The sequence below is a fragment of the Dactylosporangium sp. NPDC049742 genome (assembly GCF_040674675.1).
Lineage (GTDB): Bacteria > Actinomycetota > Actinomycetes > Mycobacteriales > Micromonosporaceae > Dactylosporangium > Dactylosporangium maewongense.
Genome location: NZ_JBFANF010000053.1, coordinates 1 through 26,976, shown reverse-complemented (window position 1 = coordinate 26,976; position 26,976 = coordinate 1). Strand labels below are relative to the sequence as shown.

At 73.9% G+C, this 26,976-nt stretch carries 24 protein-coding genes; 8 read left to right on the top strand and 16 right to left on the bottom strand.

The window, feature by feature from the left end; translation table 11 throughout:
* Positions 1-257 precede the first annotated feature (257 nt).
* Together AB0J72_RS43370 and AB0J72_RS43365 are read left to right on the top strand one after the other, a co-directional pair.
* On the top strand, positions 258-1,940 hold the full coding sequence (locus tag AB0J72_RS43370; RefSeq protein ID WP_363410722.1) for an Hsp70 family protein: 1,683 nt from the start codon (positions 258-260) through the stop codon (positions 1,938-1,940).
* Positions 1,940-2,452, top strand: a complete 513-nt coding sequence (locus tag AB0J72_RS43365) for a hypothetical protein (protein WP_363410719.1) — start codon at positions 1,940-1,942, stop codon at positions 2,450-2,452. The genes AB0J72_RS43370 and AB0J72_RS43365 overlap by 1 nt, the downstream gene beginning before the upstream one ends.
* Before the next feature lie 131 nt (positions 2,453-2,583).
* Here the strand turns inward: AB0J72_RS43365 and AB0J72_RS43360 are convergent, their stop codons facing one another.
* Complete coding sequence (locus AB0J72_RS43360; RefSeq protein ID WP_363410716.1) at positions 2,584-3,006, bottom strand: hypothetical protein; 423 nt, start codon at positions 3,004-3,006, stop codon at positions 2,584-2,586.
* 239 nt (positions 3,007-3,245) lie between these two features.
* Between AB0J72_RS43360 and AB0J72_RS43355 the strand changes: the two genes are divergently transcribed.
* Entirely contained in the window at positions 3,246-3,500 is a 255-nt protein-coding gene (locus AB0J72_RS43355; protein WP_363410713.1) for a PspC domain-containing protein, read from the top strand.
* Positions 3,501-3,576: 76 nt separating this feature from the next.
* Here AB0J72_RS43355 and AB0J72_RS43350 read toward each other — a convergent pair whose 3' ends face one another.
* Positions 3,577-4,581: a hypothetical protein gene (locus AB0J72_RS43350; RefSeq protein ID WP_363410710.1), complete on the bottom strand. Its 1,005-nt coding sequence runs from the start codon at positions 4,579-4,581 to the stop codon at positions 3,577-3,579.
* 71 nt (positions 4,582-4,652) lie between these two features.
* Positions 4,653-5,231 carry an NAD(P)H-dependent oxidoreductase gene (locus tag AB0J72_RS43345; RefSeq protein ID WP_363410707.1) on the bottom strand — a complete coding sequence of 193 codons (579 nt, stop codon included), beginning with the start codon at positions 5,229-5,231 and terminating at the stop codon, positions 4,653-4,655.
* Positions 5,232-5,317: 86 nt separating this feature from the next.
* On the opposite strand from AB0J72_RS43345, the gene AB0J72_RS43340 reads away from it, so the two are divergent.
* The 3 genes from AB0J72_RS43340 to AB0J72_RS43330 all read left to right on the top strand — a co-directional run bounded on the left by AB0J72_RS43340 (position 5,318) and on the right by AB0J72_RS43330 (position 11,290).
* Complete coding sequence (locus AB0J72_RS43340; protein ID WP_363410704.1) at positions 5,318-5,800, top strand: MarR family transcriptional regulator; 483 nt, start codon at positions 5,318-5,320, stop codon at positions 5,798-5,800.
* 80 nt (positions 5,801-5,880) lie between these two features.
* Positions 5,881-10,029 (top strand): PAS domain S-box protein, encoded by a 4,149-nt coding sequence (locus AB0J72_RS43335; RefSeq protein WP_363410701.1) that lies wholly within the window; start codon positions 5,881-5,883, stop codon positions 10,027-10,029.
* A 70-nt stretch (positions 10,030-10,099) separates the two neighbouring features.
* Positions 10,100-11,290 (top strand): EAL domain-containing protein, encoded by a 1,191-nt coding sequence (locus AB0J72_RS43330; RefSeq protein ID WP_363410698.1) that lies wholly within the window; start codon positions 10,100-10,102, stop codon positions 11,288-11,290.
* Positions 11,291-11,308: 18 nt separating this feature from the next.
* On the opposite strand, the gene AB0J72_RS43325 is transcribed toward AB0J72_RS43330, so the two are convergent.
* The 11 genes from AB0J72_RS43325 to AB0J72_RS43275 form a co-directional block, all read right to left on the bottom strand.
* Positions 11,309-11,722, bottom strand: coding sequence for an STAS domain-containing protein (locus AB0J72_RS43325; protein WP_363410695.1), 414 nt, complete (start codon positions 11,720-11,722; stop codon positions 11,309-11,311).
* Positions 11,723-11,878: 156 nt separating this feature from the next.
* Positions 11,879-12,214, bottom strand: a complete 336-nt coding sequence (locus tag AB0J72_RS43320) for a hypothetical protein (RefSeq protein WP_363410692.1) — start codon at positions 12,212-12,214, stop codon at positions 11,879-11,881.
* Positions 12,215-12,315: 101 nt separating this feature from the next.
* Positions 12,316-12,867 carry a hypothetical protein gene (locus tag AB0J72_RS43315; RefSeq protein ID WP_363410689.1) on the bottom strand — a complete coding sequence of 184 codons (552 nt, stop codon included), beginning with the start codon at positions 12,865-12,867 and terminating at the stop codon, positions 12,316-12,318.
* Positions 12,864-13,205 (bottom strand): hypothetical protein, encoded by a 342-nt coding sequence (locus AB0J72_RS43310; protein WP_363410686.1) that lies wholly within the window; start codon positions 13,203-13,205, stop codon positions 12,864-12,866. The genes AB0J72_RS43315 and AB0J72_RS43310 overlap by 4 nt, the downstream gene beginning before the upstream one ends.
* 36 nt (positions 13,206-13,241) lie before the next feature.
* Positions 13,242-15,485 carry an AAA family ATPase gene (locus AB0J72_RS43305; RefSeq protein ID WP_363410683.1) on the bottom strand — a complete coding sequence of 748 codons (2,244 nt, stop codon included), beginning with the start codon at positions 15,483-15,485 and terminating at the stop codon, positions 13,242-13,244.
* Positions 15,486-15,528: 43 nt separating this feature from the next.
* Positions 15,529-15,666, bottom strand: a complete 138-nt coding sequence (locus AB0J72_RS43300) for a hypothetical protein (protein ID WP_363410680.1) — start codon at positions 15,664-15,666, stop codon at positions 15,529-15,531.
* A gap of 122 nt (positions 15,667-15,788) precedes the next feature.
* The gene (locus AB0J72_RS43295; protein WP_363410677.1) at positions 15,789-18,173 is read right to left on the bottom strand and encodes a helix-turn-helix domain-containing protein; all 2,385 of its coding nucleotides are present in this window, start codon (positions 18,171-18,173) and stop codon (positions 15,789-15,791) included.
* A 4-nt stretch (positions 18,174-18,177) separates the two neighbouring features.
* Positions 18,178-19,770: an FAD-dependent oxidoreductase gene (locus AB0J72_RS43290; protein ID WP_363410674.1), complete on the bottom strand. Its 1,593-nt coding sequence runs from the start codon at positions 19,768-19,770 to the stop codon at positions 18,178-18,180.
* A complete protein-coding gene (locus AB0J72_RS43285; protein ID WP_363410671.1) occupies positions 19,767-21,017 on the bottom strand; it encodes an MFS transporter in 1,251 nt (416 codons plus the stop codon). The genes AB0J72_RS43290 and AB0J72_RS43285 overlap by 4 nt, the downstream gene beginning before the upstream one ends.
* A complete protein-coding gene (locus tag AB0J72_RS43280) occupies positions 21,017-23,164 on the bottom strand; it encodes an MMPL family transporter (protein WP_363410668.1) in 2,148 nt (715 codons plus the stop codon). The genes AB0J72_RS43285 and AB0J72_RS43280 overlap by 1 nt, the downstream gene beginning before the upstream one ends.
* Positions 23,164-23,946 (bottom strand): alpha/beta hydrolase, encoded by a 783-nt coding sequence (locus tag AB0J72_RS43275; RefSeq protein ID WP_363410665.1) that lies wholly within the window; start codon positions 23,944-23,946, stop codon positions 23,164-23,166. The genes AB0J72_RS43280 and AB0J72_RS43275 overlap by 1 nt, the downstream gene beginning before the upstream one ends.
* A gap of 117 nt (positions 23,947-24,063) precedes the next feature.
* On the opposite strand from AB0J72_RS43275, the gene AB0J72_RS43270 reads away from it, so the two are divergent.
* Positions 24,064-24,270 (top strand): 2TM domain-containing protein, encoded by a 207-nt coding sequence (locus AB0J72_RS43270; protein ID WP_363410662.1) that lies wholly within the window; start codon positions 24,064-24,066, stop codon positions 24,268-24,270.
* Between the two features lie 4 nt (positions 24,271-24,274).
* Entirely contained in the window at positions 24,275-24,847 is a 573-nt protein-coding gene (locus tag AB0J72_RS43265; RefSeq protein ID WP_363410659.1) for a methyltransferase domain-containing protein, read from the top strand.
* A 90-nt stretch (positions 24,848-24,937) separates the two neighbouring features.
* Here AB0J72_RS43265 and AB0J72_RS43260 read toward each other — a convergent pair whose 3' ends face one another.
* Together AB0J72_RS43260 and AB0J72_RS43255 are read right to left on the bottom strand one after the other, a co-directional pair.
* Positions 24,938-26,404 (bottom strand): endo-1,4-beta-xylanase, encoded by a 1,467-nt coding sequence (locus AB0J72_RS43260; RefSeq protein ID WP_363410656.1) that lies wholly within the window; start codon positions 26,402-26,404, stop codon positions 24,938-24,940.
* A gap of 152 nt (positions 26,405-26,556) precedes the next feature.
* Positions 26,557-26,976, bottom strand: a 420-nt coding sequence (locus tag AB0J72_RS43255) for a non-reducing end alpha-L-arabinofuranosidase family hydrolase (RefSeq protein ID WP_363410653.1), incomplete at its 5' end; no start/stop codon positions are given.

Genomic DNA, 26,976 nt, shown 5'->3' with positions numbered 1-26,976 from the left:
GCAGTGCGATCGGCGGCGCTTCCGGGGCGGCGGGAGCGGGGCGGATCCACATCGACGCCCGTCACCGTAAGGCAAGCGCTTTCCTGAGGACAAGGCGTGACGTGTGCAGGTTTGTTGCAGGATGTACCGGCAGCGTCCGGCTCGGCCGGGCGGGTCGCGGAACCTCCGACACGGCCCCGATTCGCCGCCGAACGGGGCAGCGGGCGTGATCCGTTCGCACGATCGCGGGCGGATCCCAGGCTTCCTAGGCTGCGGGGGTGCCGGACACCGCCCTCGGAATCGACTACGGGACCTCCAGCACGGTCGCCGTCGTCCGCCACACCGACGGCCGGATCCGGCCGCTGCTGTTCGACTCGTCGCCGCTACTGCCGTCCGCCGTGTTCGCCAACAGCGCCGGTCGGCTCCTCGTCGGTCGGGACGCGGAGAACTCCGCGCGGCTCGACCCGGCCCGCTACGAGCCGCACCCCAAGCGACGCATCGACGAGCTCGACGTGCTGCTCGGCGACCGCGGCGTGCCGGTGCCCGAGCTGATCTCGGCCGTGCTCACCCGGGTCCGCGCCGAGGCCCTGCGGACCCTCGGCGGCCCACCGGCGACGATCACCATGACGTGCCCCGCGACCTGGGGCGCCGCCCGCCGCCAGGTGCTCCTTGACGCCGCCGCCCTCGCCGGGCTCCCGGTGCCGGCGCTGGTGGCCGAGCCCGTCGCCGCCGCCACCTACTTCGCCTCCGTCCTCGGCCACGCCGTGGCGCCGGGGCAGTGCGTCGTCGTGTACGACCTGGGCGCCGGCACGTTCGACGCGAGCGTCGTGCAGCGCACCGCCGACGGGTTCCGCGACCTGTCCTGCCGCGGCCTGGACGACGTCGGCGGCATCGACCTCGACGCGCTGGTCGTCGCCCACGCGCGCACGGTCGTCGCGGCCCGCGCGCCGGAGCTGTGGCAGCGGCTGGAGGCGCCGTCGTCGGCCGCGGACCTGCGCCACACGACCATGCTGTGGACCGACGCGAAGCACCTGCGTGAGGCGCTGTCGCGGGAGTCGTCCGCCAGCCTGTTCATCCCCGCGGCCGACGAGGAGGTGCTGCTGACCCGGCAGCAGTTCGAGACGGCCGCCGAGCCGCTGCTGCGCCGCACCGTCGACCTGGCCCTGACGACGCTGAAGGAGGCCCGCGTGCGGCCCGAGGCGGTCGCGGGCTGGTTCCTCGTCGGCGGCGGCACCCGTACCCCGCTCATCGCGACGATGCTGCACCGGGCGACCGGGGTGGCACCGACGGTCCTGGAGGAGCCGCAGCTGGTGGTGGCCGAGGGCGCCCTGAACCTGGCGAGCCTGACCGCGACCGCCCCACCCGCTGCCACGCCCGCGACCTTCGCGGCGCCCTCGGTCGCCGCCGCGCCTGTCTCCGCCGAGCCCGCGACCTTCGCAGCGCCCCCATTCGCCGCCGCGCCCGTCTCCGCGTCACCCATCTCCGCGCCGCCTGTTTCCGCACCACCGGTCTCCGCACCGTCTGTTTCCGCACCGCCCGTCTCCGCGCCTCCCGTCGTCGCGCCGATGCAGGGCACCGTCCCGTCCTCGGCGCCGGTCGTCACCGCCGCCACCGCGGGGCCGGTCGACGAGCCGTCCTGGCCGCCGTCGGCCCCCATCACCGCGCCCGTACCCGCGGCGGCCGTACCCGTGGCCGGGGTCGGGACCGGGACACGCGAGCTGTTCGGACTCGTGGCCGCCTGCTTCGCCGTGCTGGTCCTGCTCGTGGGCTACCTGGAAGCCAGCGGCAACGGGTTCTGGCTCATCGGCGGCGGCCTGCTCACCGCCGGCCTGCTGTGGCGCGGCTGGCGCCTGCGTCACCACGGCCCCCGCGGCGCCGACTGGCTGGCGTTCTCGGCGGCGGCGGCCGGCGCCCTGCTGCTCGTCGTGCACACCTTCATGCGCATCTCGGGGATGGTCTGATGGCTGCCGGAATCTCGTCCTACGACGTGGCCTCCGCGGCCGCCGCCGTCACCGCGACGAGCGCCGTCGTCGCGTGGGCGGCGACCACCGCCCGGCCCGCGCCCGCGGACCCACCGGTGACCCTGCCGAAACTGCCGAAACTGCCGAAGCGGCCCGCCGAGACCGTCGGCCTCGTCGCGGCCCTGATCGCCGCGCTCGTGGCGTTCGTGCTGCCGCCCGACACGCACTTGGAGTCCGTCCAGGAGGTGTCCGCGATCCTGCTGCTCGCCGCCGCCGCGCTCCGCGGGTATCGCTTGGCCCGGCCCGGACCGGCCGTGCTCGACCGCCTGACCCGCGTCCTCGCCCTCGTGCCGGCCTGCGGCCTGTTCGGCGGCGCGTGCGTCGTGGCCCTGTACGACGGCTTCGACGAGCTCGACTGGTGGGGCCCGTTGCTCGTCGGCTTCGCCGGCGGCGGCGCGCTCGCGCTGGTGGCGGGCCTGTCCTGGCGGCAGCAGCCGGCCCAGCCCCGGTAGCGCCCTGCAGATCTACGACTGCGTCGCCAACACCGTCGCGCAATTCTGGATTCTGCCGCAGTAGCGGTGTGAGTTCGGTGTGGCCGGGCCGGCGACGGTCCGGCCACACCGCTTGTCAGGCCGCACCGCTGTCAGGGTGCCGGCGTGAACGGGCGGACGCCGACTCGCTCCGTCTCGTTGATGACGTCCCACAGGATCCGCGGGGCCTTCGCGCCCTGGACGGTCGTGACCGTCTTGCGGTGGCCGCCGCGGTAGGACACCGTCACCCGGTAGCTGTAGCGGTCGCAGCAGGGGTTCTGCGGCTGGTACGAATTGCGCAGCCACCTGAACTTCCAGCTCCCGGCCGTCCGCAGCACCGGCCGGCCGCCGACCGTCGTGCGGTCCACCACGAACGAGTCCTTCTGCCCCGCGAAGCCGCCCGACCGGTCCAGCACGATCTTGGTGGCGGAGCCGAACGGCACCGGTGAAGCCGCGGCCGGCGCGGCCGGCGCGAGCGCCGCGACCCCGCAGGCCGCGACCAGCGTCACGATGGTGTTGCGGGCGATGCGTCCCATGGTGTCTCCCCCGTGTCCGGCGTCGCCGTCGACGCCTCCTCCCCACGAGGACACCACGGACCCCTCCGCAGCCATGCCCTAAATGCCGGAAATAGACCTTACGTGCCGCGCACCCCCGGCCGCACGGCCGACCCGTAGGTGGTCCGGATCCGGGGGTGGCCCGGGGCGCTCCCCGATGCCTGGGCCCCCTCCCGGACGCGACAGTTGAACGGTCGAACACGAGCGAAGGAGAAAACGAGATGGAGACCGTTCACGGCACGATGCGCCAGCACGACCTGGTGCGGCCGGTGCAGGGGCGGGTGCTCGGCGGCGTCTGCGCCGGGCTGGGGCGGCGCTTCGGCATCGACCCGTGGCCGGCGCGGCTGCTGTTCGCGCTGATCCTGCTGGCGATTCCCGGGACGCAGATCCTCGCCTACCCGATCCTGTGGATCCTCATGCCGGCCGAGACCGCGCCGAAGCTCGCCGAGCCGGAGCCGACCCTGACGAGCGTCTGACCGCTACCGCCACCGCCGCGCCACCGCCGCGCTGCCGCCACCGCTGCCGCCACCGCTGCCGCCGGGCCGGAGCCGGTCAGGCTGCCGGGTCCGTGGGCCACGGCTCGCCCGTGGTCGCGTCGAAGCGGTGGATCGCCTTCTCGCCGGCGACGAACAGCGCGGCGCGGCCGTCCACGTCGAGCGCACAGACCGCCTCGAGGCACTCGGCGCCGAAGGACACCGGGGCGGCGACCGGCTCGAACGTGGCGGCGTCGAAGCGCCACAGGTTGCCGCCCTCGACCACGGCCAGGACCGGACCGGGCGCCAGGCACACGGCGGCGCCGTCCGCGAAGGCCCGGAAGTCGCCGACCAGGTCGCCGCTGACCGGGTCCACGCGCCGGATCGACTGGTCGCCGCTGGACGTCGCGAGCAGGGTGCGCCCGCCGGTCTCGAACGGCACGATCGCGTGGTACAGCTCCAGGTGCGCGGACACCGGCGGGCCCACCGGCGCGCCGGTGACGGCGTCCCAGCGCCACAGGCGGCCGGTGTCCTCGCCGCACGCGAGGTGGGTCCGGCCTCCCGCGGTGTAAGCGGCGATCCGGTGGATGCCGCCGTCGTGCACCAGCGGCGGGGCGACCTCGGCCCCGGAGGCCGCGTCGAACCGCCGGACCGCCCCGTCGGAGTCGCCGAGCACGAGGACCGTGCGGCCGTCGTGGACGTACGACGTCACCGCGCAGACCCACGGCGCCTTCAGATCGCCGGGCTCGGCCAGCCGGAGCTCGGGCGCCGCGGGCGCCGGGTGCGGCAGCCGCCACTGCCGGACGACCTCACCGTCGAGGGCGGTCACGAGCACCGGCCCGCCGCGGTCAGGACGGACGTGCGACGTGATGAATCCGCCCATCGAGTGCCACTCGCCGACACCCGCCGCCCCGATCGTCACGCCGGTCGCCGCGTCGTACACCGTGATCTGGCGACCCGGGAGTGCCGTGCCCACCCGGACGAGCACGGGGCGGCCGTGGGCGACGGCGCCGAACAGCCCGTCCTGGGCGTCGCCCCAGCACCCGTCACGGACGGCGAACGGCGGGCCGAGCGGATCGCGCACGGGCACACTCCCAGCGGTCGGCGACCGGCGGCCCGGCGCCCCGCGACGGTATCAACGGCGGGCGGCGGCGGTCACCCGGCCGCGGGGGCGCGCAGCGGGGCCAGGGCGCCGGCCCAGCGCACCAGCTCGTCGAGCATCGTGACGGCGCCGGCCTCCATCGTCTCGTTGGGGCGCAGCGTGCCGTCCTCGTCCACGAACTGGGCGACGAACGGGATGTGCACGCCCTCGGGGATCGGCATCATCTTCAGGACGGTCAGCACCGGCTTCAGCGACTGCACGGCGCGGGCGCCGGCCGCGACGCCGCCGTAGCTGACCAGGCCGACAGGCTTGTGGGCCCACTCCTGGGAGAGGTAGTCGAGGGCGTTCTTCAGCGGCGCGGTGTAGCCGTGGTTGTACTCGGGCATGACGATCACGAAGGCGTCGCCCCGGTCGACGGTCGCGCTCCAGTCGAGGGTGTGCTGGTGCTCGTAGCGGCGCAGCCGCGGGTGGTTGGGCTCGTCCATGAGCGGCAGGTTCCGCTCGGCGAGGTCGATGAGCTCCACCTGCGCGAAGCCGCCGTGCTTGACCGCCGCGGCGTGGATCCACTCGGCGACCGGCAGGCCGACCCGCCCCGGGCGGGTGCTGGCGATGATGATCTGCAGGGTTTGCACGGTTCTCCCTCGTTCAATTGCTGACGTGTCAACAAATGTAGCCGGGTTTTGCTGACGTGTCAGCATCCATCGGTACGATGTGACGCATGACCGAACCACGGTGGCTGGACCGGGACGAGGAGCGCATGTGGCTGGCGTTCCTGCGGATGCGCCGGACGCTCGACGTGGCGATCGACGGGCAGCTCGCCGAGGCGGGCCTGTCGGCCGCCGACTACGACGTGCTCGCGCCGCTGTCCGAGAGCGACGGGCAGGTGCTGCGCGTGCGGGACCTGGCCGCGGGCATCGGCTGGGACCGCAGCCGGATCGCCCACCACCTGCGGCGGATGGAGCAGCGCGGGCTCGTCGCGCGGTCCGAGTGCCGCACCGACGGGCGCGGCACGATGGTCAGGCTCACCGAGCAGGGGCGCGCGATGATCACCGCCGCCGCGCCCGGGCACGTGGCGACCGTCCGCCGGGTCCTGCTCGACCAGCTGGACCCCGACGACCTCGTCCGGCTCACCGCGATCGCCGAGCGGGTCGTCGAGGTCGCCGGCTCGGCCGGCACCGCCCGCACCGGCGGCCCCACCTGAGCGGCACCGTGCCCTGACATCGGGCCGGACCTGCTCAGGTCGGCCGCTCCCACGCCGATGACGTCATAGTGGGAGTCGGCGTGCTGGGGCGGCTCGGTGAGCAGGCGCGGTTGCGGCTGCTCGCCCAGGCGTTCGAGCGCGGCATGGCGGCGAAGGCGGTCGCCGCGCTCGTCGAGGGGGCGCTGGGCGACCTCGTCGAGGTGAACGCCGCCCTCTGCGACCTCGTCGGGCACGGCCGCGACGAGCTGCTCGGACGGTCCTGCGCCGTGCTGTTCGACGCCGCGGACCGGCCGCCGGTCGTGGCGGCGCTGGCGGCCCTGGCCCGGGACGAGCGGCGGGAGCTGGTGCTCGACGGGCAGCTGCGCAGGCAGGACGGCGAGCTGGTCCCGGTCACGATCCGGGCCACGGTGATCCACGACGCGCTCGGCGGGGCGCACGTGGCCGCCGAGTTCGCCGCACGGACCACAGCGGCCACGGCGACCACGGCCCCCGGCGGTCACACCGAGGCGCTGCTGGACGCGATCGTGTCCGCCACCCCCGACCTGTTGCTGGTGAGCACGCCCGAGGGGCAGGTGGTGCGGGCGAACGACTCGTGGGAGCGGCTGCTCGGCTGGACCGAGGCCGACCTGCGGGGCATGGACGTCACCACGCTGATCCACCCGGACGACGTCGCCTCGAGCATGGCGGCGGCCCGGGCGACCGCGGACAGCGGCAGGCCGGCCGTCGGGCTGCGCAACCGGTACCGGACCCGCGGCGGCGACTACCTGTGGCTGCAGTGGAACGGCGCCGAGCTGCCCGGCCAGGATCTCGTCGTCGGCATCGCCCGGGACGTGACCGCGGCCGTCGAGGCGCAGCGGCGCGCCGAGCGGGAGACGGCGAGGCTGCGCACGACCATCGCCGTGCAGCGCGAGGTGACCGCCGCCGCCGACGACCGGGCCGCGGTGCTGCGGCTGATGGCGGAGCGGACACTGCAGGTGATCCCGGGCGGCGACGCCGCCGTCGTCGCGCTGCTCGACGCCGACGGGGCGGCGCTGCAGGTCGCGGCCGGGTCCGGCACGGCCGGCGCCGACGAGCCGCGGATCCCGGTGAACGGGTCGCTGTCCGGCCTGGCGATCCTGACCGGCTCGACGCAGCGCTGCGACGACACCCGCGCCGACGAGCGGATCTCGGCCGCGGTGAGCGCGGCCGTCGGCGTCCGGGCGCTGATCGTGGCGCCGCTGCTCGGCGTCTCCGGCCCGCTCGGGGCGCTGCTGGTCAGCAGCCCGGCGCCGGGGGCGTTCAACGACGCCGACGAGCAGCAACTGACCCTGCTCGCCGACGCCCTCGCCGGCGCGCTGCGCCACGCCGACGACGCGGCCCGCAACCAGGCGCTGCTGCGCGCGACGACCGCCGCGAACGCGCAGCTGCAGGCGCAGCGCGGCGAGGCCCTCGCCGCCGTGGAGCGGCTCGAGCACAGCGAGCGGCGCTTCGCCGACGTGTTCGACCACAGCCCGGTCGCGAAGGTCGTCGTCGGGCTGCGCGGCGCGGACCGGGGCCGGATCACCCTGGCCAACCCCGCGTTCGCGCGGCTGCTCGGGTACAGCGCCGGCGAGGCCGCCGCGCTGACCGTCATCGACCTGCTCGCCGAGCCGTCGGCGGCCCTCGAACAGGCGCTGACCGCGCTCGCCGACGGCCGGGCGAGCCGCGCCGTGCGCCAGTCGGTGCTGCGTCACCGCGACGGCCACCGGATCGAGGTCGCCACCCACACGTCGGTCATCACCGACGCCCGCGGGCCGGCGTCCGCGGTGCTGCAGATGCTCGACGTCAGCGCCGAGCGGGCCGCCGCCCGCTCGACGGAGCGGGAGTTCCAGCGCCTGCGCGACACGCTGCTGGTGCAGCGGGAGGTGACCGCGGCCGCCGCCGACCGCGACGGGGCGATCCGGGTCGTCGCGGACCGCGCGGTGCACCTGTTCCCGGCCGCGGACGGCGCGGTCGTCGAGCTCCTCGACGGCGACGCGCTGTACTACGCCGCGACCGCCGGCACGCTCGGCCGGTCGCTGGGCACCCGGGTGCCGGTCGTCGGCTCGCTCAGCGGCACCGTCCTGGCCACCGGCGCCCCCGCGGCCTGCGCCGACACCAGCGACGACCCGCGGGTCAACCGGGCCACCTGCGCCCGGCTCGGCATCGGCTCCATGCTCATCGCGCCGCTGCTCGCCGGCGACACCGTCATCGGCGCGCTGAAGGTCGCCGCGGTCCACCCCCGCGCCTTCGACGACACCGACGAGCAGCAGCTGGCGCTGCTCGCCGACAGCCTCAGCTCGGCGCTGCGCCACGCCGACGACGCGGCGCACAGCGCGGAGCTGCTCGCCGAACGCACCCGGGCCCTCGCCGCGCTGGAGGTCAGCGAGACCCGGTTCAAGCTCGCGTTCGACAACTCGCCGCTCGGCGTCGTCCTGGCCAGCCTCGACCCCGGCCAGGTCGGCCGCTACCTGCACGCCAACGCGGCCATGGCAACCATCACCGGCTACAGCACCGCCGAGCTGATGACGATGACGTTCCGGGACCTGCAGCACACCGACGACGTGGCCAGCACCGACGGGCTCACCGCCCAGCTGCTCTCCGGCGAGCGCGAGACGCTCATGGTCGAACGCCGGTACCGGCACAAGGACGGCCACACCATCTGGGCCAACGTGCACGTCGCGATCGTCCGCGAGCACGGCATCCCGCGCTACCTGGTCAACCAGGTCGAGGACGTCACCCAGCGCCGGGCCGAGCTCGCCCAGCTGCACCGCCAGGCGACGCTGCTGCAACTGATCCCCGCGGCCGTCATCGTCCGCGGCCTCGACGGCCGCATCCTGTGGTGGAACCAGGGCGCGGAGGACCTCTACGGGTGGCCGCTCGCCGCCGCCACCGGCGAGGTCACCCACGAACTGCTCGCGACCGGCTTCCCCGACGGCGGCAACGAGACCGGCCAGACCGCCGCCCTGCTGCGCGACGGCCGGTGGGAGGGCCAGCTCAAGCACGTGACCGCCGCCGGCCGCACCGCCATCGTGCTCAGCCGGCAGGTACTGCAGCACGACGACCAGCCCGGGCTCGCCGGGACCGTCCTGGAGGTCAACACCGACGTCACCGCGGAACGCGCCGCCGAGGACGCCCTGGCGGCGAGCGAGGCCCGCTTCCGGGCCCAGTTCCACAACTCCGCCGTCGGCCAGATCGTCCGCAACCTCGACGGCAGCCTCGCCGAGGTCAACGCCGCCTACGCCGCGATGCTCGGCTACCCGCCCGACCAGCTGCTCGGCACGAACAGCCTGCACAGCATGCACCCCGCCGACCTGCCCGCCGTCGCGAGCCGCCTCGACGACCTGCTCGCCGGTCGCCGGGCCGCGTTCACCCTGGAGGGCCGGATCCGGCACGCCCGCGGGCACTGGGTCGACGTGGAGGCCAGCGTCACCCTCGTCCGCGACCCCGACGGCCGGCCGGACCACTTCATCGGCGTCGTCACCGACACCACCCGCCGCCGCGCCGCCGAACGGGCCCGGGACGCCGCCGCCACCGAGCTCGCCGACCGCAACACCGAGCTGGAGGACGCCAACCGGCTCAAGCTCGACCTCATCGGCATGCTCGGGCACGAGATCGGCAACCCGCTCGCCGCGATCCTCGGCTACACCGAGATCTTCCTCGACGACTGGGCCGCCCTCGACGACGCCCGCAAGACGAAGATCATCACCGGGATCTCGCGGCAGGCGCACCGCCTCGACGACATCGTGCAGGAGGTCCTCACGATGGTGCGCATCGACGCCGGCGCCATCCACGCCCACCGCGAGCCGGTGCGGCTGCACGAGCAGATCCACACCGCGCTCACCGCCGCCGGCGCCGACGTCCCGGCCCTCGGGCCCTCGGTCGACGCGCTGGTCAACGCCGGTCACCTCCAGCACATCCTCACCAACCTGATCTCCAACGCCGGCAAGTACGGCGGCGGCGCCACCGCGGTGCGCGTCGTCGACCCCGGCGACGGGCGCGTCCAGATCCGGGTCGAGGACGAGGGGCCGGGCGTGCCCGAGGAGTTCCGCGACCGGCTGTTCCAGCGGCTCGCCCGCGCCGACCGCGACGCCAGCCGGGTCAAGGGCACCGGACTGGGCCTCTACATCGTGCACAGCCTCGTGCGCGCCAACGGCGGCGACGTCCACCACGAGCCCAACCCCGGCGGTGGGTCCGTGTTCGTCGTCACCCTCGAGGCGCCCGTCTCGTAACATCCCTCAGGTCGCTGCATCGGCGGACGATGTCGAGCCTGCACGAACCCGCGGACGATTGGTGGGCACCTTGACTCGCAGCACGACCCTCCCGGTTGCCGATGCCGCCGTCGTACGGCTGCTGCGCGACCGCGACGTGTGCCCGATCTACCAGCCGATCGTCGACCTCACCACCGGCGACGTCGTCGGGGTCGAGGCGCTCGCCCGCGGGCCCGCCGGCTCCGACCTGCACATGCCCGCCCAGCTGTTCGCGGCCGCCGCGGCGGCGGGCCTGCTGCCGGAGATCGACCAGCTGTGCGCGACCCGCGCGCTGGAGCAGGCCCGCGACGCCGCCGCCACCCCGCCGCTGGTGTTCGTCAACGCCGAACCGGCGGTCCTGGACCGGCCGCTCACCCCGGAGCTCATCGCCGTCATCAACAGCGGCCTGCCGTTCAAGATCGTGCTGGAGTTCACCGAGCGCGCCCTGACCCGGCAGCCCGCCCGGATGCTGCAGATCGCCGACGTGACCCGCTCCTGGGGCAACCGGATCGCCCTGGACGACGTGGGCGTCGAGCCGGCGTCGCTGGCGTTCATGCCGCTCGTCGCGCCCGACGTCGTCAAGCTCGACATGAGCCTGCTGCGCTCCCCGCACCGGCCCGACACCGTGGACACGGCCGTCGCCGTCGCCGGCTACGCGCACCGGGTGGGCGCGACCGTCATCGCCGAGGGCATCGAGACCGAGGCGGACCGCGCGACCGCCGCCGCGCTCGGCGCCGACTGGGGACAGGGCTGGCTCTTCGGCCGTCCGGGACCGCTCGACGCGCTCGACAGCGCCAGGTTCGCCGGCGCCGTCGACCTCCACACCGCCGAACCGGCCGCCGGCGTGGTCCCGGTGACGCACACCGGCGGCGCCGACACGGTCGACGACCTGTGGCAGGCGCTGCTGCGCCGCGCACGGCGCTGGCACACCCCCGCGTCGGTGCTGTGCGCCGGCCGCGACACGACCACCCTCACCCGCTGGGCGGCCGCCCTCGGCGGCGTGGACCTGGCCTTCCGCGGCGTCGCCGGCGCGCTGCCCGCGGCCGTGCCGGGCGTCCGCGTCTGCCACCCCGACCTCGTCACCACCGACGACGACGCGCTCACCGCCGTCGCCGTCACCGCGCACAGCGCCGTCGTGCTGCGCGCCAGGCCCAGACCGGACGGCGCGTTCGACATCACCTTCACCGACGACCTGGCCCTCGCGGTCCAGCTCGGCCGGGCGCTGCTCAACTCGTTCGTCTGACCCGGCCCGGTGCGCCGCTCAACCCCTTGCCGCGGCCCCGACCGGCCCGACACCGTCCGGCTCGGCCTCGGCCGGCACCTCGAACAGGTCGAGCAGCCCGGTGAGCTCCAGGACCTGCCGCACGATCGTCGTCGGGCCGACGACGATCATCCGGCCGCCGCGATGCTCCACGTACTTGCGGAAATTCAGCAGGCAGCGGATGCCCTGCGAGCCGAGCAGCCGCACCTCGGCGATGTCGACGGCGACGACCGCCCGCGGGACGAGCCTCAGCGTGTCGGCACCCGCCACCAGCAGCGCCGCCGCCGTCGGCGAGTCCAGGTCACCGGCGATCAGCAGCCGGTGCCGCCACTCACCGGGCGGCGCCGCGAGCGATTGCACCTGCAGGTGGTCCGAGGCGGAGATGAACGTGGTGGGTGCGCGCTGCGAGTCCATGCGGGGTGGCCCCTCGCGGTGAGGTGGTGGACCGCTCCCACGTGGTTGAAGGACACGACCGCCGAACCGACCTACCGCATGACGGCGCTCACCGCGTTCGCCAACCCGGCGAACCCACCGCCCGCGCACCCGCCGCCACCTGTTCTTCCCGGGCCCTCATCCCGCGGTGAGGGCGGTGCGGCAGGCGACGAGCAGGCGCTCGTCCTCGGTCACCCGGCCGGCGAACCCACCGAACCGGCGCGGCACGGCGATCTCGGCGCGGAGCAACGGCTCCAGCGCGCCGGCGAGCCCACCGTCGGTCGCGGCAGCGGCGGCGATCTCGGGGCGGGTGGCCGGATGACCGCGCCACGCGCCGCTCAGCGCCGGCGCGACCCGCTCGCATCCTTGCCGGCCGCGGCGGTCCGGAGCGCCGGCACCGCCTCGGCGGCGGCCGCGCCGATGCCGCCCAGCGTGGTGGCGGACCGGCCGTCGAGCGGCGTCGCGAGCAGCCACGGCACCACTGGAGCCGCCGCCGGCCCGAACGCCCGCAGCGCAGCGTGGAAGCCGAACCACTCGACCGGGGCGCCTGCTCGCCGGCTCGACGGGCGCGAAAGTCAAGAGGCGCTCTCCACAGATCTCCTGCGGTCGAGGTTCGCCAGGAGTCTCGTGGCCCGCTCCGCGAAGAGGTGGGCCTCGCGCTGGGCCGACCGGGCCCGGGCCAGCTCTGCCGAGGCCCGGACCGCGGCCGCCGGTTCGCCGCGGGCCTGCAGCAGACGTGCCCGCAACAGCAGGATCAGCCCCTCGGCGTACCGCTGACCGTGGTCCCGAACGGCCTGGTCGGCCCGCTTCAGCGAGACGGTGGCCTCCTCGTGCCTCCCGGCGGCCAGCCACATCTCGGCGATCAGCCCGTAGTGGTAGGCGATGCCCCACTGCGGGGGGTTGAGCAGGCCGGCGACGAGGAGCTGTTCGGCCTCGGCCGCGGCGGCGGCCGGGTCGTCGCCGGTGAGGGCGCGCGCCCAGCACCGGTACTGGCGGATGTACTCGTCGGTCAGGGTGTGGAGGCGGTCGAGACCGGCCTCGGCCCACCGCTCGCACGCCTGCCTCGCCACCGCCGGGTCGCCGGCCATGGAGGCGATCATGGTGGTGTAGTAGACCCAGACGGTCAAGGCGTACGGGTCGCCGGCCGGTCCCAGGTGTCGACGAAGGTCAGGGCCGTCGCGACGTCGCCGTGCAGGGCGGTCGTCACGGCCCGCCAGCCGGGTCCCTCGCCCGGGATGCTGCCGTCCCGCCGGAGCGGGGTGTCGTGGTCCGGCGCGGCGGCATCCCGGGCGTCCGGACGGGCGCTGTCGGCGGCCGTGAACGACCGGTAGGCGGCGCCGATGTGGCCGGTGTCCCACTGGTGCAGGCCCCAGGCGTTCCAGCCGTACGCCTGTACGGCCGGATCGGAGGACTCCTGGCCGTGCCGGTGCATCCGGCGTGCCAACGCCCCGCGATCCTGCTCCACGGATGTGAAGGCACCCATCATCCGGATGAAAGAAGGTCAGGCGGCCTCGGCGTCCCGGCCCAGGGTCCGGGCCAGGTACTCGGCGCGGTCGAGCAGGTCGAAGGTGGAGCTGTCGTATCCGGAGTGCCTTCTGACCACGGCGGACAGTTCCAGATCCATCACTCCCGCCGCCCGCGCGGGCTGCGCGGACTGCCGCAACTGCCGGTCGGCCGCGAGGTAGGCCGGCTTCGACGCGGCGCGGCGGCCGGCCCGGGCGAGCGCTTCCGCGGTGCGGCCCGGGTCGGCGAGGGGGCCGGCGGCCCAGAGGTGGAACGCGAGGCGCTCGGCGACGGCCTCGTCGCCGGCGTGGATGTGGTCGAGCGCGTCCGCGACGCGCAGATGCAGCCGGAGGGCCCGCTGCTGGGTCGTGGTCTCGGAGATCGACTCGCGGACCAGGTCGTGCGCGAACCGCACCGCCGACGGGTCGTCCGGGCTGGTCTCGAGCAGGCCGAGCGCATGCAGCGGTTCGAGGCGTTCGAAGCAGTCGGCGGGCTCGACGCCGGCGGCGCGGGAGAGCAGCCGCAGGTCGACGTCGCGGCCGATGAGCGCGGCCACGTCCAGCAGCTCGGACGTGTCGCGGTCGAGGCCGGCCACATGGCGCCGGACGACGTCACGGACCGTCGACGGCACCCCGGCGCCGGGCGGGGAGTCGCCGTCGAGCAGCCGGGACAGTTCCCGGACGAAGAACGGGTTGCCGGCGGTGCGGGCGTAGATCGAGCGGGCGACGCCGTCCTCGGGATCGGTGCCGGTTTCGTGGCGGATGAGTTCGGCGACGTCGGCCAGGCCGAGCGGGCCGAGGCGGAACCGGCGGTGATCGGGCGACCGGCCCGCCGCGGCCAGGACCCGGGACAGGTCCGAGCTGGGCAGGGGCGCGCGGTCGCGGAGCGCGCCGACGATCGCGGTCCGGTCGGGGAGCCGGGTCGCCAGGTGGCCGAGCAGCTGCAGCGATGCGGCGTCGGCCCAGTGCAGGTCGTCGAACACGAGCAGGGTCGGCCGTTGCGCCGACGCCTGACCGATGACGGCGACGACCTGCTCGAACAGCCGGAACTGGGCGTTGCCGTCGGGGACCGAACGGGTGCCGGCGGCCTCGCCGCGCTGCTCCAGCAGGCCGCCGAGCTCACCGGCGAGCCACTTCTCCCGTGCCGGCGCGGGCAGGCCGTCGACGACCGGCCCGAGCGCCTGCTCCCACGGCCACATCGACGGGACGCCGTCGCCCTGCAGGCCGGAGCCCCAGACGACGAGCGCGCCGTGCCGGGCGGCGAAGGCGGCGGTCTCTTCCAGCAGGCGGGTCTTGCCCGCGCCGGGCTCGCCTTCGACGAAGGCGATCGCCGTCCGTCCGGCGAGGGCCCGCTCCACGGTCCACCGCAGCACGGCGAGCTCCGCGGTCCGTCCGACGAGGCCGGCCGGCGCGGCGGTGGGTGCCGCGGCGGAGGATGCCGGAGCGGCGACCGGGACCGGCGCCGGGCCGGCGGAAGGGAACGACGACGAGGTCAGGACCTGCCGGTGGGCGTCCACGAGCGCCGGGCCGGGATCGACGCCGAGCTCGTCGGCGAGGCGGTCGCGGACCGCGCAGAACACCGCCAGTGCCTCCGCCTGGCGCCCGGCGGCGCCGAGGACGCGGACGAGGCTCGCCTGGACGGGCTCATGGAACGGCGCCATCGACGCGGCCAGCTGCACCGCCGGAAGCACCCGCTCCGGTTGGCCCAGCGCCGCCGCGACCCCGGCCGCCGCCGCGCACGCGTCGTGGAACTCGTCGTCGAGCGCGGCGAAGACCGGCGCCGCCGCCGCGGTGGCGATGCCACCGCCGGCCGGCCCCCGCCAGAGGCCGAGCGCCTCGGCGTACAGGTCCAGCGCCGCGTGCCCCGCGGCGGCCTTGGCCCGGGCGACGAGCTCACGGAACGCGACCAGGTCCAGCGTGCCGGGGCCGGCGGTGAACAGGTAGGCGTTCGTGCGGCGGTGCACGAACGCCCCGGTTCCCCGGACGGGGAGCTGCGGTTCGAGCACCCGGCGCAACGAGCCGACGTACTTGTGGATGACGTTGAGGGCGCTGGCCGGAGCGTCGTCGCCCCAGATCAGGTCGATCAGCTCGGTGGTGCTGGTCGGCCGGCCGGCCCGGGCCAGGAGCAGGGCCAGCAGGTACGCCTGCTGCCGGGGGCCGGCGTCCACCTCGGCGCCGCCGCGCCACAGCCGTAGCGGTCCGAGAACCTGCAGCCGCAGGGACTGCTGGCCCGCGATGGACATGACAGGGTTGCCGGGCTGAATCCGGTCGCCCGGGGCCGTTCGGCTAATCGTGGACACGCGTGCGCCGTGCCGTCCGGGTCAGTACATACGTCAGCACGATCACCACCCCGGTCGGCGCGCCGACCGTCCACGCGACCCGGAACGGCTCGACGAACAGCATGCTCACGGCCACCGTGAGCATCCCGATCTGCCCCGACGCGAGCCCCCGGTGGAGCGATGTCCCGGCAACAGTCGGTGACGTGACCATGCGACCATCCAAACAAGGTGGCCAGGGCCGGACAACGAAGGAAAATACGCAGAACGTCAGGCAGGATCCGTGCCGTCCAGGACGGCCCGGGTCGCCCGGGCCTCGGTCTCGATCCGGCTGGGCAGGCTGTCGGCGAGCGCCTCCAGGGCGCGGGTCAGGTCGGCCCGGGCCTCGGCCTGACCTGTGCCGTCCAGCGTGGGCAGCATCGCCCGGGCCTCGTCCTCGAGCCGGCTGGGCAGGCTGTCGGCGAGCATCTCCAGGGCGCGGGTCAGGTCGGCGCGGGCCTCGGCGGGCCGGCCGAGCGCCGCCTGGGCCTTGCCCCGCAGGACGAGCGCGAAGGCCACCACGTCCTCGTCGCGGTTCTCGATCAGCACCGGCAGCGCCAGCTCGACCGCGTGCAGCGACTCCTCGTGGCGCCCGGCGTGGTCGAAGGAGGCCGCCACGCCGTACACCGCACCGGCCCGGGTGGTGAGGGCCGGGCGGGCGGCGACCGGACGCCGGTCGAGCTCGGCCAGGGCCCGCCGGAACTCGCCGACCGCCTCGTCGTAGCGGCCCAGGTACTCCAACGCGTAGCCGACGCCCACCACGTGGTCCGCGTACAGGGCGTGGTCGCCGGCCCGGTCGGCCAGCTCGCATCCGGTGCGGTGGGCCCACAGCGCGTCGTCGAATCGGCGGAGGTTCAGCCAGGCGGCGCCGGCCGAGCCGAGGGCGCGGGCCTGCTCCTGGAGGTCGCCGATCGACTGTGCGAGCCGGTATGCCTCCATCGCCGCCTCCGCGGCCTCCTCGTACAGGGCCATCAGATACACCGCCGTCCAGGCGTAGAGGCTGGTGTGGAAGGCCTGCTGGCGCCGGTCGGGCAGCGCGTCGGCCGCGGCGCGGGCCATCCGGCGCACCTCGTACCAGCCGCGCCAGCGCAGCGTCGACTCGGAGTACCAGCGGGTCGACGCGGCGACGTCGGCGACGAGTTGGTGCCGGCCCTCGGCGGCGGCGGTGCGCAACGCCGGCAGCCAGTTGTCGACCTCCGCCCGCAGCCAGGCGTCGGCCTCCTCCAGGGTGGCCAGGGGCGCCAGGCCGGCCCAGCCGTCGGGCAGCCGGCCGTACCCGGGTTCGTACCACCGGCCGGCCACGACGACGGTGTCCAGCAGCCAGGTGTTCATCCGTTCGGTGGTCTCCGTCCGGGTGTCGGGCGGCTCCTCGGCGTGCAGCCGGTCGTCGGCGTAGAGCCGGATCAGGTCGTGGAACCGGTACCGGTCGGCGCCCTCCGTCTGCAGGAGCCCGACCTCCACCAGATCTTCCAGGCGGTCCTGGGCGTCCGGCAGCGCGGCCTCGATGAGCGTCGCCGCGAGGGGCGCCGCGAAGTCGGCGGCCGGCACGTGGGCGAGGCGGCGGAACAGCTGGGCGGTGGGGGCGGGCAGTTGCGCGTACGACAACGCGAACGCCGTCGCCACCCCGGTGTCGCCCGCGGACAGCGCGGCCAGCCGGCGGCCGGCATCGGCGAGCCGGTCGACCAGCTGCCCGACGGTCCATTGTGGACGGCTGGCGAGGCGGGTCCCGGCGATCCGCAGGGCCAGCGGCAGGTGCCCGCACAGGTCGGTGACCCGGTCGACCTGCTGCGCCGTCTGCGGGTCGGCGGCCTGCGCGGCGATGGAACGCAGCAGGCCGGCGGACTCTTCCGGTGTGAGGGGCGGCAGCGCGATCCGCAGCACCCCTTCGAGGCCACCGAGCGCGCGCCGGCTGGTCACGACGACGAGGCACCTGCCGCCCGCGGGTAGCAGCGGCCGGACCTGCGCCTCCGAACCGGCGTTGTCGAGGACCAGCAGGCATCGCCGATCACGCAGGACCCCGCGCAGGTGGGCGCAGCGTTCGTCGTCGCTGTCGGCGACCTGGTCGGGCCTGACGCCGAGCGCGCGCAGCAGGCGCAACAGGGCGTCTGCGGTGGGGAGCGGCGTGGCGTCGACCCCGCGCAGGTCGACGTACAGGCAACCGTCGGGGAAGTCGTCGCGCAGCTCGTTCGCGGCCCGGACCGCCAACGCGGTCTTGCCCAGTCCCGGCTGCCCGTGCACGACGAGGACCGGCGGCGGGTCGTCGCCGTCGACGGCGTGCTTCGCGGCGTGCCGGACGATCTCGAGCTCGGCCTGCCGGCCGACGAAGTCCGTGACACCGCGTGGTGGCTCGCACAGCCGGGGCCGGCCGGCCGCGCTCGGGGAGCGGGCCCCCTTCGCCGCGCCCGTGAGGCCGGCCCGGGCGTCATCGTCGAGGCCCAACCCGTCGGCGAGCGCGGCGAGGGTGCGGGCCTGCGGTGCGCGGCTGTACCCGCGTTCCATGTCGGAGATGGCCCGGGCACTGACGCCGGACCTGCCGGCCAGCTCCTCCATGGTCAGGCCGGCGGACCGCCGCAGCGCCCGGAGGCGGTCGCCGAACGGGGACGTCTGGCCTGGCACCCCATCATGGTAGATCGGCGATCGCCCGGTGGACGGAGGAGACGGCGCCCGCGCCGTCACCCACCGCGGTGGCCACGCGTTTCGTGGCGCCCGAGCGGAGGTCGCCCACGGCGAAGACCCGCGCCGCGCTGGTCTGGAACGGCAGGGACGCGTTGTCCGTGACGACGAACCCGTCGTCGTCCGCGGCGACACCGGTGAGCCACGCCGACGCCGGCGTGGCCCCGATGAAACAGAACAGGGCCCGGCTGTGCAGCCGGATCCACCGTCCGCCGGCCTGCTCGATGACGACCGAGGTGAGGGTCTCGCCGCCGGCCAGCTCGCGTACCGTGCCGGCGGTGTGGACCCGGATCCGTGGATGCGCGCCGATCCGGTCGGTGAGGTACGACGACATCCGGGCACCGAGGTGCGCGCCGCGCAGGACCAGGTCGACCGTCGCGCCGCACGCCGCCAGCGACAGGGCCGCCTGCCCGGCCGAGTTCGCGCCGCCGACCACCGTCACCGGCGCGCCGGCGAAGCTCCGCACGTCCTGTTCGGTTGCCGCGTACCGGATGCAGCCCAACCGCTCGAACGCGGTCCACTGTGGAATGTCGAGGCGTCGGTAGTGCGCACCCGTGGCGGCGATGACCGCGCGGCACTCGATGCGCTCGCCGCCGGCCAGCAGCACCGCGGGCCGCCGCTCGTCGGCGAGGTCGAGGCCGGTCACCGCGCAGGGGGCGTGGATCCGCACGCCGAACTTGAGCGCCTGCACCATCGCCAGCCGGGTCAGCTCCTCGCCGCTGATCCCGGACGGGAAACCCAGGTAGTTCTCGATCCGGGCGCTGCGGGCGGCCTGGCCACCGACCCCGTCGCGGTCCACGAGCACCGTGGCGAGGCCCTCGGACGCCCCGTAGACGGCGGCGGCCAGCCCCGCCGGACCGGCGCCCACCACGACCAGGTCGACCGGCCGCCCGTCGGCCCGGTAGGTGAGGCCCAGCGCCGCGCCGACGGTGCCCGGTGTCGCCCGCCGGAGCATCGACCCGTTGACCGCGGCGACGGGCAGATCGTCGGGTGTCAGCCCGGCCGACGCCAGCACCGAGCGTCCCCTCGCCGAGTCCGCGTCGTGCGAGGAGTGCGGCAGGAGCATCTGGGTCACGTAGCCGCGCAACCGCAGCGTCTCGGCGGCGTCCGGCCGGCCGACGATGACCAGTGCGCTGCCGGCCATCGCACGGAACACCTCGCGCCGGCTCCGGAACGCCGCGAGCAGCAGGTCGGCGATGTCGTCCTGTTCGGCGAGGACCCGGCGCAACGTCGCCGCCGCGATCCGCACGACGGTGCCGGCCGTCACGACCCGCGCGGTCAGGTACACGTGCTGTCCGGTCAGCAGGTTGAGCTCGCCGAGGAAGTCGCCGGGGCCACCCCGGTAGATCACGCGCTCGGGCTCGATCGCCGTCGCGTCCCGGAGGATGTCGACCTCCGCGGTGACGACCAGGAAGAAGTCGTAGGAGCCGTCGCCGGAGACGTACAGGTTCCGGCCGGTGCCGACGTCCTCCACGTCGCCGTACGTGGCGAGCCGCCGGAACTGCTCGTCGTCGAGGACCGGACCCCGTGGCGCCATCATGTCGCGCCCACCGCTACCGCGGCGCGCACCGGCTTCACCCGCGCGACGGTCACGACGTACAGGAGCAGACCGGCGGCGGTCATGACGAAGCCCGCCCAGACGGTGGACAGGGTTCCCCACCCGGCGTCGAGTGTGACGGCGCCGCCGACCGCGCCGAGCGCGTTCGCCAGGTTCAGGGCCGCCAGGTTGAGCGCGCCCTTGAGGGTCGGAGCCCCGGGCGCCACCCGGGTCAGACTGACCTGAATGGTCGGGATCGCCGCCATCATGGTCGCCCCGACACCGAACAGGCACGGCAGCAGGACGGTGACGTCGCTCCCGCCCACGCCGATCACCACGAGGAAGACCAGCGCCCCGCCGTAGCCCCAGACCAGTCCGCGGTGCTCGTACCGGTCAGCGATGCGTCCACCCACGTGGTTGCCCACGGCCATGCCGATCCCGAAGACGGCGAGCGTCACCGGGATGAGCGCCGCGTCCCGCCGCGCCGCGTCGGTGACGAACGGGCCGATGAACGTGTACACGGCGAAGATGCTGGATATGCCCAGCGCCGCGACGGCGACGATCAGCCAGACCCCGCCTCGGCGCAGCGCGTCGACCTCGTTGGCGATGGAGCGTCCCCGGAGGTCGTCGGTGCGGGGCAGCCAGGCCAGCAGCGCGGCACCGGCGAGCAGGCCGAGCCCGGAGACGACCCAGAACAGGGCCCGCCAACCGGCGTGCTGGCCGATGAGCGTGCCCACCGGCGATCCGGCGATCGCGGCGACCGTGAGTCCGCTCATCACGGTCGCGAACGCCCGGCCGCTGCGGCCCGGACCGTACACGTACGCGGCGACGACCGCACCCGCACCGAAGAACGCGCCCTGCACGGAGCCGGCGAGGAACCGGAAGACGACGAGCGAGGTGACGTCCGGTGCCACCGCCGACAGCCCGTTGCCGAGGAGGAACAGCCCGATCAGGCCCAGCAGCAACGTTCGCCGGTTGATCCGGGCGGCGAGCACGACGATCGCCGGGGAGCCGATCATCACACCGACCGCGTAGGCGGTGATCGCGTGTGTCGCCGCCGGGATCGACACGTCGAAGTCGGCGGCGAACAGCTGGATGATGCCGTTGCTGCCGAACTCCCCGGTGCCGATCGCGAAGGTGCCCAGCGCCAGCGCGAACAGTGCCAGCCGCGGGCTGCGGACGCGGGCGGTCGCGGCGGTGTGCCGCCGCTCCTCCGCGACGCATTGGCCGTGGTACGCGTGCCCGTGCATCACGAGACGCCCACGGGGACCGGAGCCGGTGGTGCCTCGGACTCGCTGAAGCCGTGGCGGTCGTAGAAGCGTTTCAGTGGTGCCGGTGCCCACCAGTTCGCCGAGCCGAGCAGCCGCATCGTCGCGGGCACGAGCAACGCCCGCACGATGGTGGCGTCGACCAGGACCGCGATCAGGAGCGCGACCCCGATCAGCTTGATGAACGTGATCCCGGAGACGGAGAACAGCCCGATGACGACCAGGATGAGCAGGGCCGCGCTGGTGATGATCCGGCCGCTGCGCTGCAGCCCGACCGCGACCGCCTGGGTGTTGTCGCCGGTGCGGTCGTACTCCTCGCGGATGCGCGACATGAGGAAGACCTCGTAGTCCATCGACAACCCGAAGACGACCGCGAGCACGAGAATCGGTTGCGTGGCCTCCAGCGTGCCCGTGGACGTGAAGTTCAGCAGGCCGCTCAGGTGCCCGTCCTGGAAGATCAGCACCAGGGCGCCGAACGAGGCGCCGAGTGACAGGACGTTCATCACGATCGCCTTGACCGGCAGCACGAGCGAGCCGAAGGCCAGGAACAGCAGGATGAAGGTCGCGCCGACGATGATGAGCGCCATCCACGGCAGCCGGTCGGCGACGGCGTCGAGCTGGTCGGCCAGCCGTGCGGTGAGGCCACCGACGAGCACCTCTCCGCCGGGCGGCACCGGGACGGCGCGGATGTCGCCGACGAGGTCGCGGGTCTGCGCCGAGATCGGGTCACTGTGGTACGTGACGGTCACCCGGAAGACGTCGCCGGCCCGGCCGGTGACGTCGGCGGTGGCCACCCCGTCGACGGCGCTGACGGCGGCGACGTAGGGCTCCAGCGTGGCCGGGTCCGGCGCGGTGACGATCGCCTCGATCGGCAGCTGGCTGTTCTGGACGAAGTCCCGGTCGACGGTCTCGGTGACCACGCGGCTCTGCGTGCCGGCCGGGAGCACCCGCGGGTCGATACCACCGAACTCGACCCGGAGGAACGGCGCGCCGGCCAGCAGGAGCACGGCGAGCACGCCGATCGCGTAGAGGACCGGGCGGCGCATGATGCTGTGCGCCAGCCGGTACCAGAAGCCGTGCTGAACGTGTCTCGGAGCGGGCCGGCGCCGGCGCACGGACAGCGCGTCGACGCGATGGCCCAGCACACCGAGCAGGGCGGGCAGGACGGTCAGCGCCGCCACCATCGCCACCAGCACCGCGGACAGCCCGCCGAGCCCCATCGAGCGCAGGAACGTCATCGGGAAGATGAGGAGACCGGCCAGCGACACCGCGACAGTGACGCCGGAGACCGCGACGGTACGGCCGGCGGTGGCCATCGTGCGGGCCACCGCCTCCTCGACGTCGGCCCCGCGGGCGATCTCCTCCCGGAACCGGCCGACCATGAACAGGCCGTAGTCGATCGCCAGACCCAGCCCGAGGATCGTCACCACGTTGACGGAGAACACCGACACGTCCGTGACGGCGCTCATCACCCGCAGCGCGGTGAACGCACCGAGGATGGCCAGGCCCCCGATCGCCAGGGGCAGGCTCGCCGCGGCCACGCTGCCGAAGACGAGGACCAGCAGCGCCAGCAGCACCGGGATGCTGATGGTCTCGGCGAGGGCGATGTCGGCCGCCACCCGGTCACGGATGTCGCTGCTGACGGCGGTGATGCCGCCGACCTGCGTCTCCAGGCCGGGCGCGGCCAGGCCACCCGCGACACGCTCCAGCGTCTCGCCGCGCTCGGTCTCGTCGGCGCCGGCCAGCGTCAGCACCGCGTAGGTGGCCCGCCGGTCGTGGCTGACCAGGCCCGGACTCCTGTTCGTGCTCCAGTAGGTGACCGTCGCCGTCACCTCGCCGGCCGGCAGCGCGGCCAGCGTCCCGCTCACCGCCCGCTCGAACGCCGGGTCGTCGACCGTCATGGTCGGGCTCCGGTAGAGGACCACGACGTCGTTGCCGGTGCGTCCCAGCGTCTGCTCGGCCCGCACGACCGCACGGGAGCTCTCACTGTGGGGGTCGTCGAACCCCTCCGTGGTCAGCGCGCCGAAGACCTGGGTGCCCCAGACGCCGCCGAAGGCCATGAAGGCCAGCGCGGCACCGATCACCCACCAGCGGCGGCGCACCACGGTGCGTCCCCAACGCTCGAACATCAGCGTGCCGCCCGCTTGATGAGGTCGACCGTCGCGGCGGGCTGCGACATCATCGCCACGTGCGACGCGGCGACCTCGGTGATCCGCGACCCGGCGCGGAGCGCCATGAACCGTTGCGCCGCGACGGGAATCACCTGGTCGTTGCGGGCGGCGAGATACCAGGACGGGATCGTCCGCCACGCCGGAACCCCGGACGGCTCCTCGAACGTGCTCGCGTTCAGCGGCCGCTGGCCGGCCCACATCAGCGCTGCCGTCGTCCTCGGCAGGTCGCCCGCGAACGCGTCCCGGAACAGCTCCTTCTTGATGTACGCGTCGGCGCCCGTCGGGTGCGGGCGGAAGTCGAGCGCCTCGGGGGTGACCCTGCTTCCCGGGAAGCGGTACTGCAGACCCGGGACGGTGTCGCCCTCGTCGGGAGCGAACGCCGCCACATAGACCAGCGCCTTCACGTTGGCGTTGCCGGTCGCGGCGTTCGACATGACCATGCCGCCGTAGGAGTGCGCGACGAGCACGAGCGGGCCGCTGAGGGTGGCGAGGATGCTCGCGAGGTACGCGGCGTCGGCGGCGACGCCACGCAACGGGTTCGGCGGGGCGATCACCGGATAGCCGGCGCGGGTCAGCTCGGCGGCCACCTCGTTCCAGCCGGAGGCGTCGGCGAACGCGCCGTGCACGAGCACCACGGTCGGATCGGGTCGGTGGTGTGCCAGCGCCGCGGGTTCCGCGAGCACGGCACCGGTGGCGGCCGCGGCGGTTCCGGCCAGCAGGGCCCGGCGGGTCGTCGTCATGGTCGTGTCCTCTCGTTCATCTCCGACTGAGTGCGGCTGAACCTAAGGACGGGCACTTGACGATCAGTGAACGGCCGATTCACTCGCCAGGAAGTCGGCCGGCCTAGCGTGCCGGGCATGACATCGACGAAGAGCGAAGCGGCCCGGAAGTGGGGCGTTCGGATTCACGTGCTCTGCTACGTGGTCCTCAACGTGGTACAGGTGCTGGTGTGGTGGATCTTCGACTCCGACAACCACTTCTGGCCCATCTGGTCGATCGCGGCCTGGGGCATCGGGTTGATCTTCCACATCTGGGGAGTCTCCAGGCCGCTCCGGACCGGCTGATGCCGTGTCGTTCATCCTGGAGTTCGTCCGCGATCCCCTGACCGTCGGCGCGATCACACCCAGCGGTCCCGCACTGGCGAGGATGGCGACCACGGCGGTACCCCGGACCGGTTCCCCGCTCGTCGTGGAGCTCGGTCCGGGCACCGGCGCCTTCACCGCGGCCATCCAGCGGCGCCTCGCCGGCCGCGGCCGGCACATCGCGGTCGAGGTCAACGCACGGTTCGCGCGGCAGCTGGCGGCCACCCACCCGGCGGTCGACGTCGTGCACGCGGACGCGACCGGCCTCGCCGGCGTCCTCGCGCAGCGGGGCCTGGGCCGCAGCGACGTCGTGGTCAGCGGGCTGCCGTGGGCGACGTTCACCGCGGCGCGGCAGCGCGATCTGCTGTCCGCCGTGGTCGAGGCGTTGTCGCCGCAGGGCGCGTTCACCACGTTCGCCTACGTGCACGCGCGCCACACCCGAGCGGCCCGCAACCTGCTGCGCTCGCTCGAGTCGCTGTTCGACGAGGTCGTCACCAGCCGGACGGTGTGGACGAACCTTCCGCCGGCGCTGGTGTACCACTGCCGCCGACCCACATGAACCGGGCGGTCGGTCATGAGGCAGCATGCCGACCTCCTCATGAGTGTGGCCGTGCGGAGAACCGCACGGCCACATGTCATTGCAGGGCGCTCAGCTGAGGCTGAAGCGCTGGTTGGCCTGGCCGTTGCAGGCGTAGATCTGGACCTGCTGGCCGTTGCCGGTGCCCCAGACGTCCAGGCACCGTCCGGACTGCACACCGGTGATGGTGCCGTTGCTGTTGACGTTCCACTGCTGGTTGGCCTGGCCGTTGCAGCTGTAGATCTGCACGGCCGACCCGTTGCCGGACCCGGCGGCGTCCAGGCACATGTTGCCGTACACGGTCAGCTGCTTGCTGCCGGTGTACGTCCACTGCTGGTTGCTCTGGCCGTGGCAGTCGTACAGCTGCACCCGCGTGCCGTTGGTCTGCGAGCTGTTCGGCACGTCGATGCACCGGCCGGACTGGGCCCCGACGATGCGCTTCGCGCCGGAGGGCGGCTGCGACGACTGGCCGCCGGTCGGCGAGCCAGACGTCGGACCGGGGCCGGGGCCGTTGAGGGCGTTGAGGACCGAGGTGTACGCGGCCTTCTTGTTCCCGCCGCCGTCGAACAGCAGCGGGCTCTCGTTGGACCGCCACGAGTCGCTGTCCCGCACCCCCCACACGGTGATCCCGACACAGCGCGGCACGTTCATGCACGCCTGCGTCAGCCCGCCGTACTGCGACGTCGAGGAGTTCGTCACGTCGACCTCGGTCAACGCCACGTCCACCCCCAGGGCGGCGAAGCTCGACAGCGTCGTCTGGAAGTTCCCCGGCAGCGAACTACCACCCGTGAAGTGCGTCTGCAGCCCGACACAGTCGATCGGCACACCCCGGGACTTGAAGTCCTGGATCATCCGGTACACGCCCTGCGTCTTACCGTACGACCAGTTCTCGATGTTGTAGTCGTTGTAACACAGCTTCACCGACGGATCCGCGTTCCTCGCGGTACGGAACGCCACCTCGATCCAGTCGTTGCCGGTCCCCTGCAGGTTCGACTGCCGGCGACTGCCGTCCTCGTTGAACGCCTCGTTCACCACGTCCCAGTAGGCGAGCTTGCCCCGGTAGTGGCCCATCACCCCGTTGATGTGGTCGATCATCGCCTGCCGCAGGGTGGAGCCGCTGATCCCGCCCCACCAGCTCGGCTGCTGCGAGTGCCAGGCGAGCGTGTGACCGCGGACCTTCATGCCGCGCTGGGTCGCCCAGTTGTAGATCTGGTCGCCGGCGCTGAAGTTGAACTGCCCCCGCTGCGGCTCGGTCGTGTCCGGCTTCATCTCGTTCTCGGCCGTGATCATGTTGAACTCACGGCCGGCGATCGTGCTGTACGCCGAATCGCCGAGCTTGCCGGCGGCGATCGCGGTGCCGAAGTACCGGCCCGACTGCGCCGCCGCCGCACCCAGCGTGCTCGCCGCCGCGTCCGCCGCCGGCACCATCACCGCGGCCACCGCCACCGCCACGACACCGACCACACCGGCGATCAGCGCGCGGGTCACCAGCGGGCGCCGCCGCCCCCTCCGCCGATGCGCGAACTGGGCTACCGCCATCCTGAACTCCTCACGTCACCAGGGACACCCGGCCGTTTCGGCGGAAACGGCCGGACGTCGCATTGAGATTGATGTACACCGATCATGTGGGGCCGCACCGGTTCCGACAAGGTTTTTCGCAAAAACTCGATCAGTGCGGCCGCTGGGGACTGCTAGCGCTGGAGGGTCAGCACACCCGGGCGGTACGGCAGCAGGCCGTAGTCGCCGCCGGAGCTGGGGCTGCGGCCCTGGTACAGCAGTTGCAGGTTGCACGGGTCGACGGTCTTGGTCTGGTCGGGGTTGCTGCGCACGAGGTCGCCGTGGCTGATGTCGTTGGTCCAGGTGGCGCCGCTGTTGGCCTTGCCGGCGAACGGGTTGCTCTCCGTCGCGGCGTTCGCCGTCCACGAGCCGTTCAGGCTGGAGGAGGTGAACGACCGGAAGTAGCGGCCCTGGCTGCCGATGGCCTCGACGAGCATCAGGTACTGGTTCTGGCCCTGCACCTTGTACACCTCGACGCCCTCGAACAGGTTGTTCGTCGTGTCGCTCATGATCTGCGTGTAGCTGGAGCCGAAGCTGCCGGGGAAGTTCCCGAT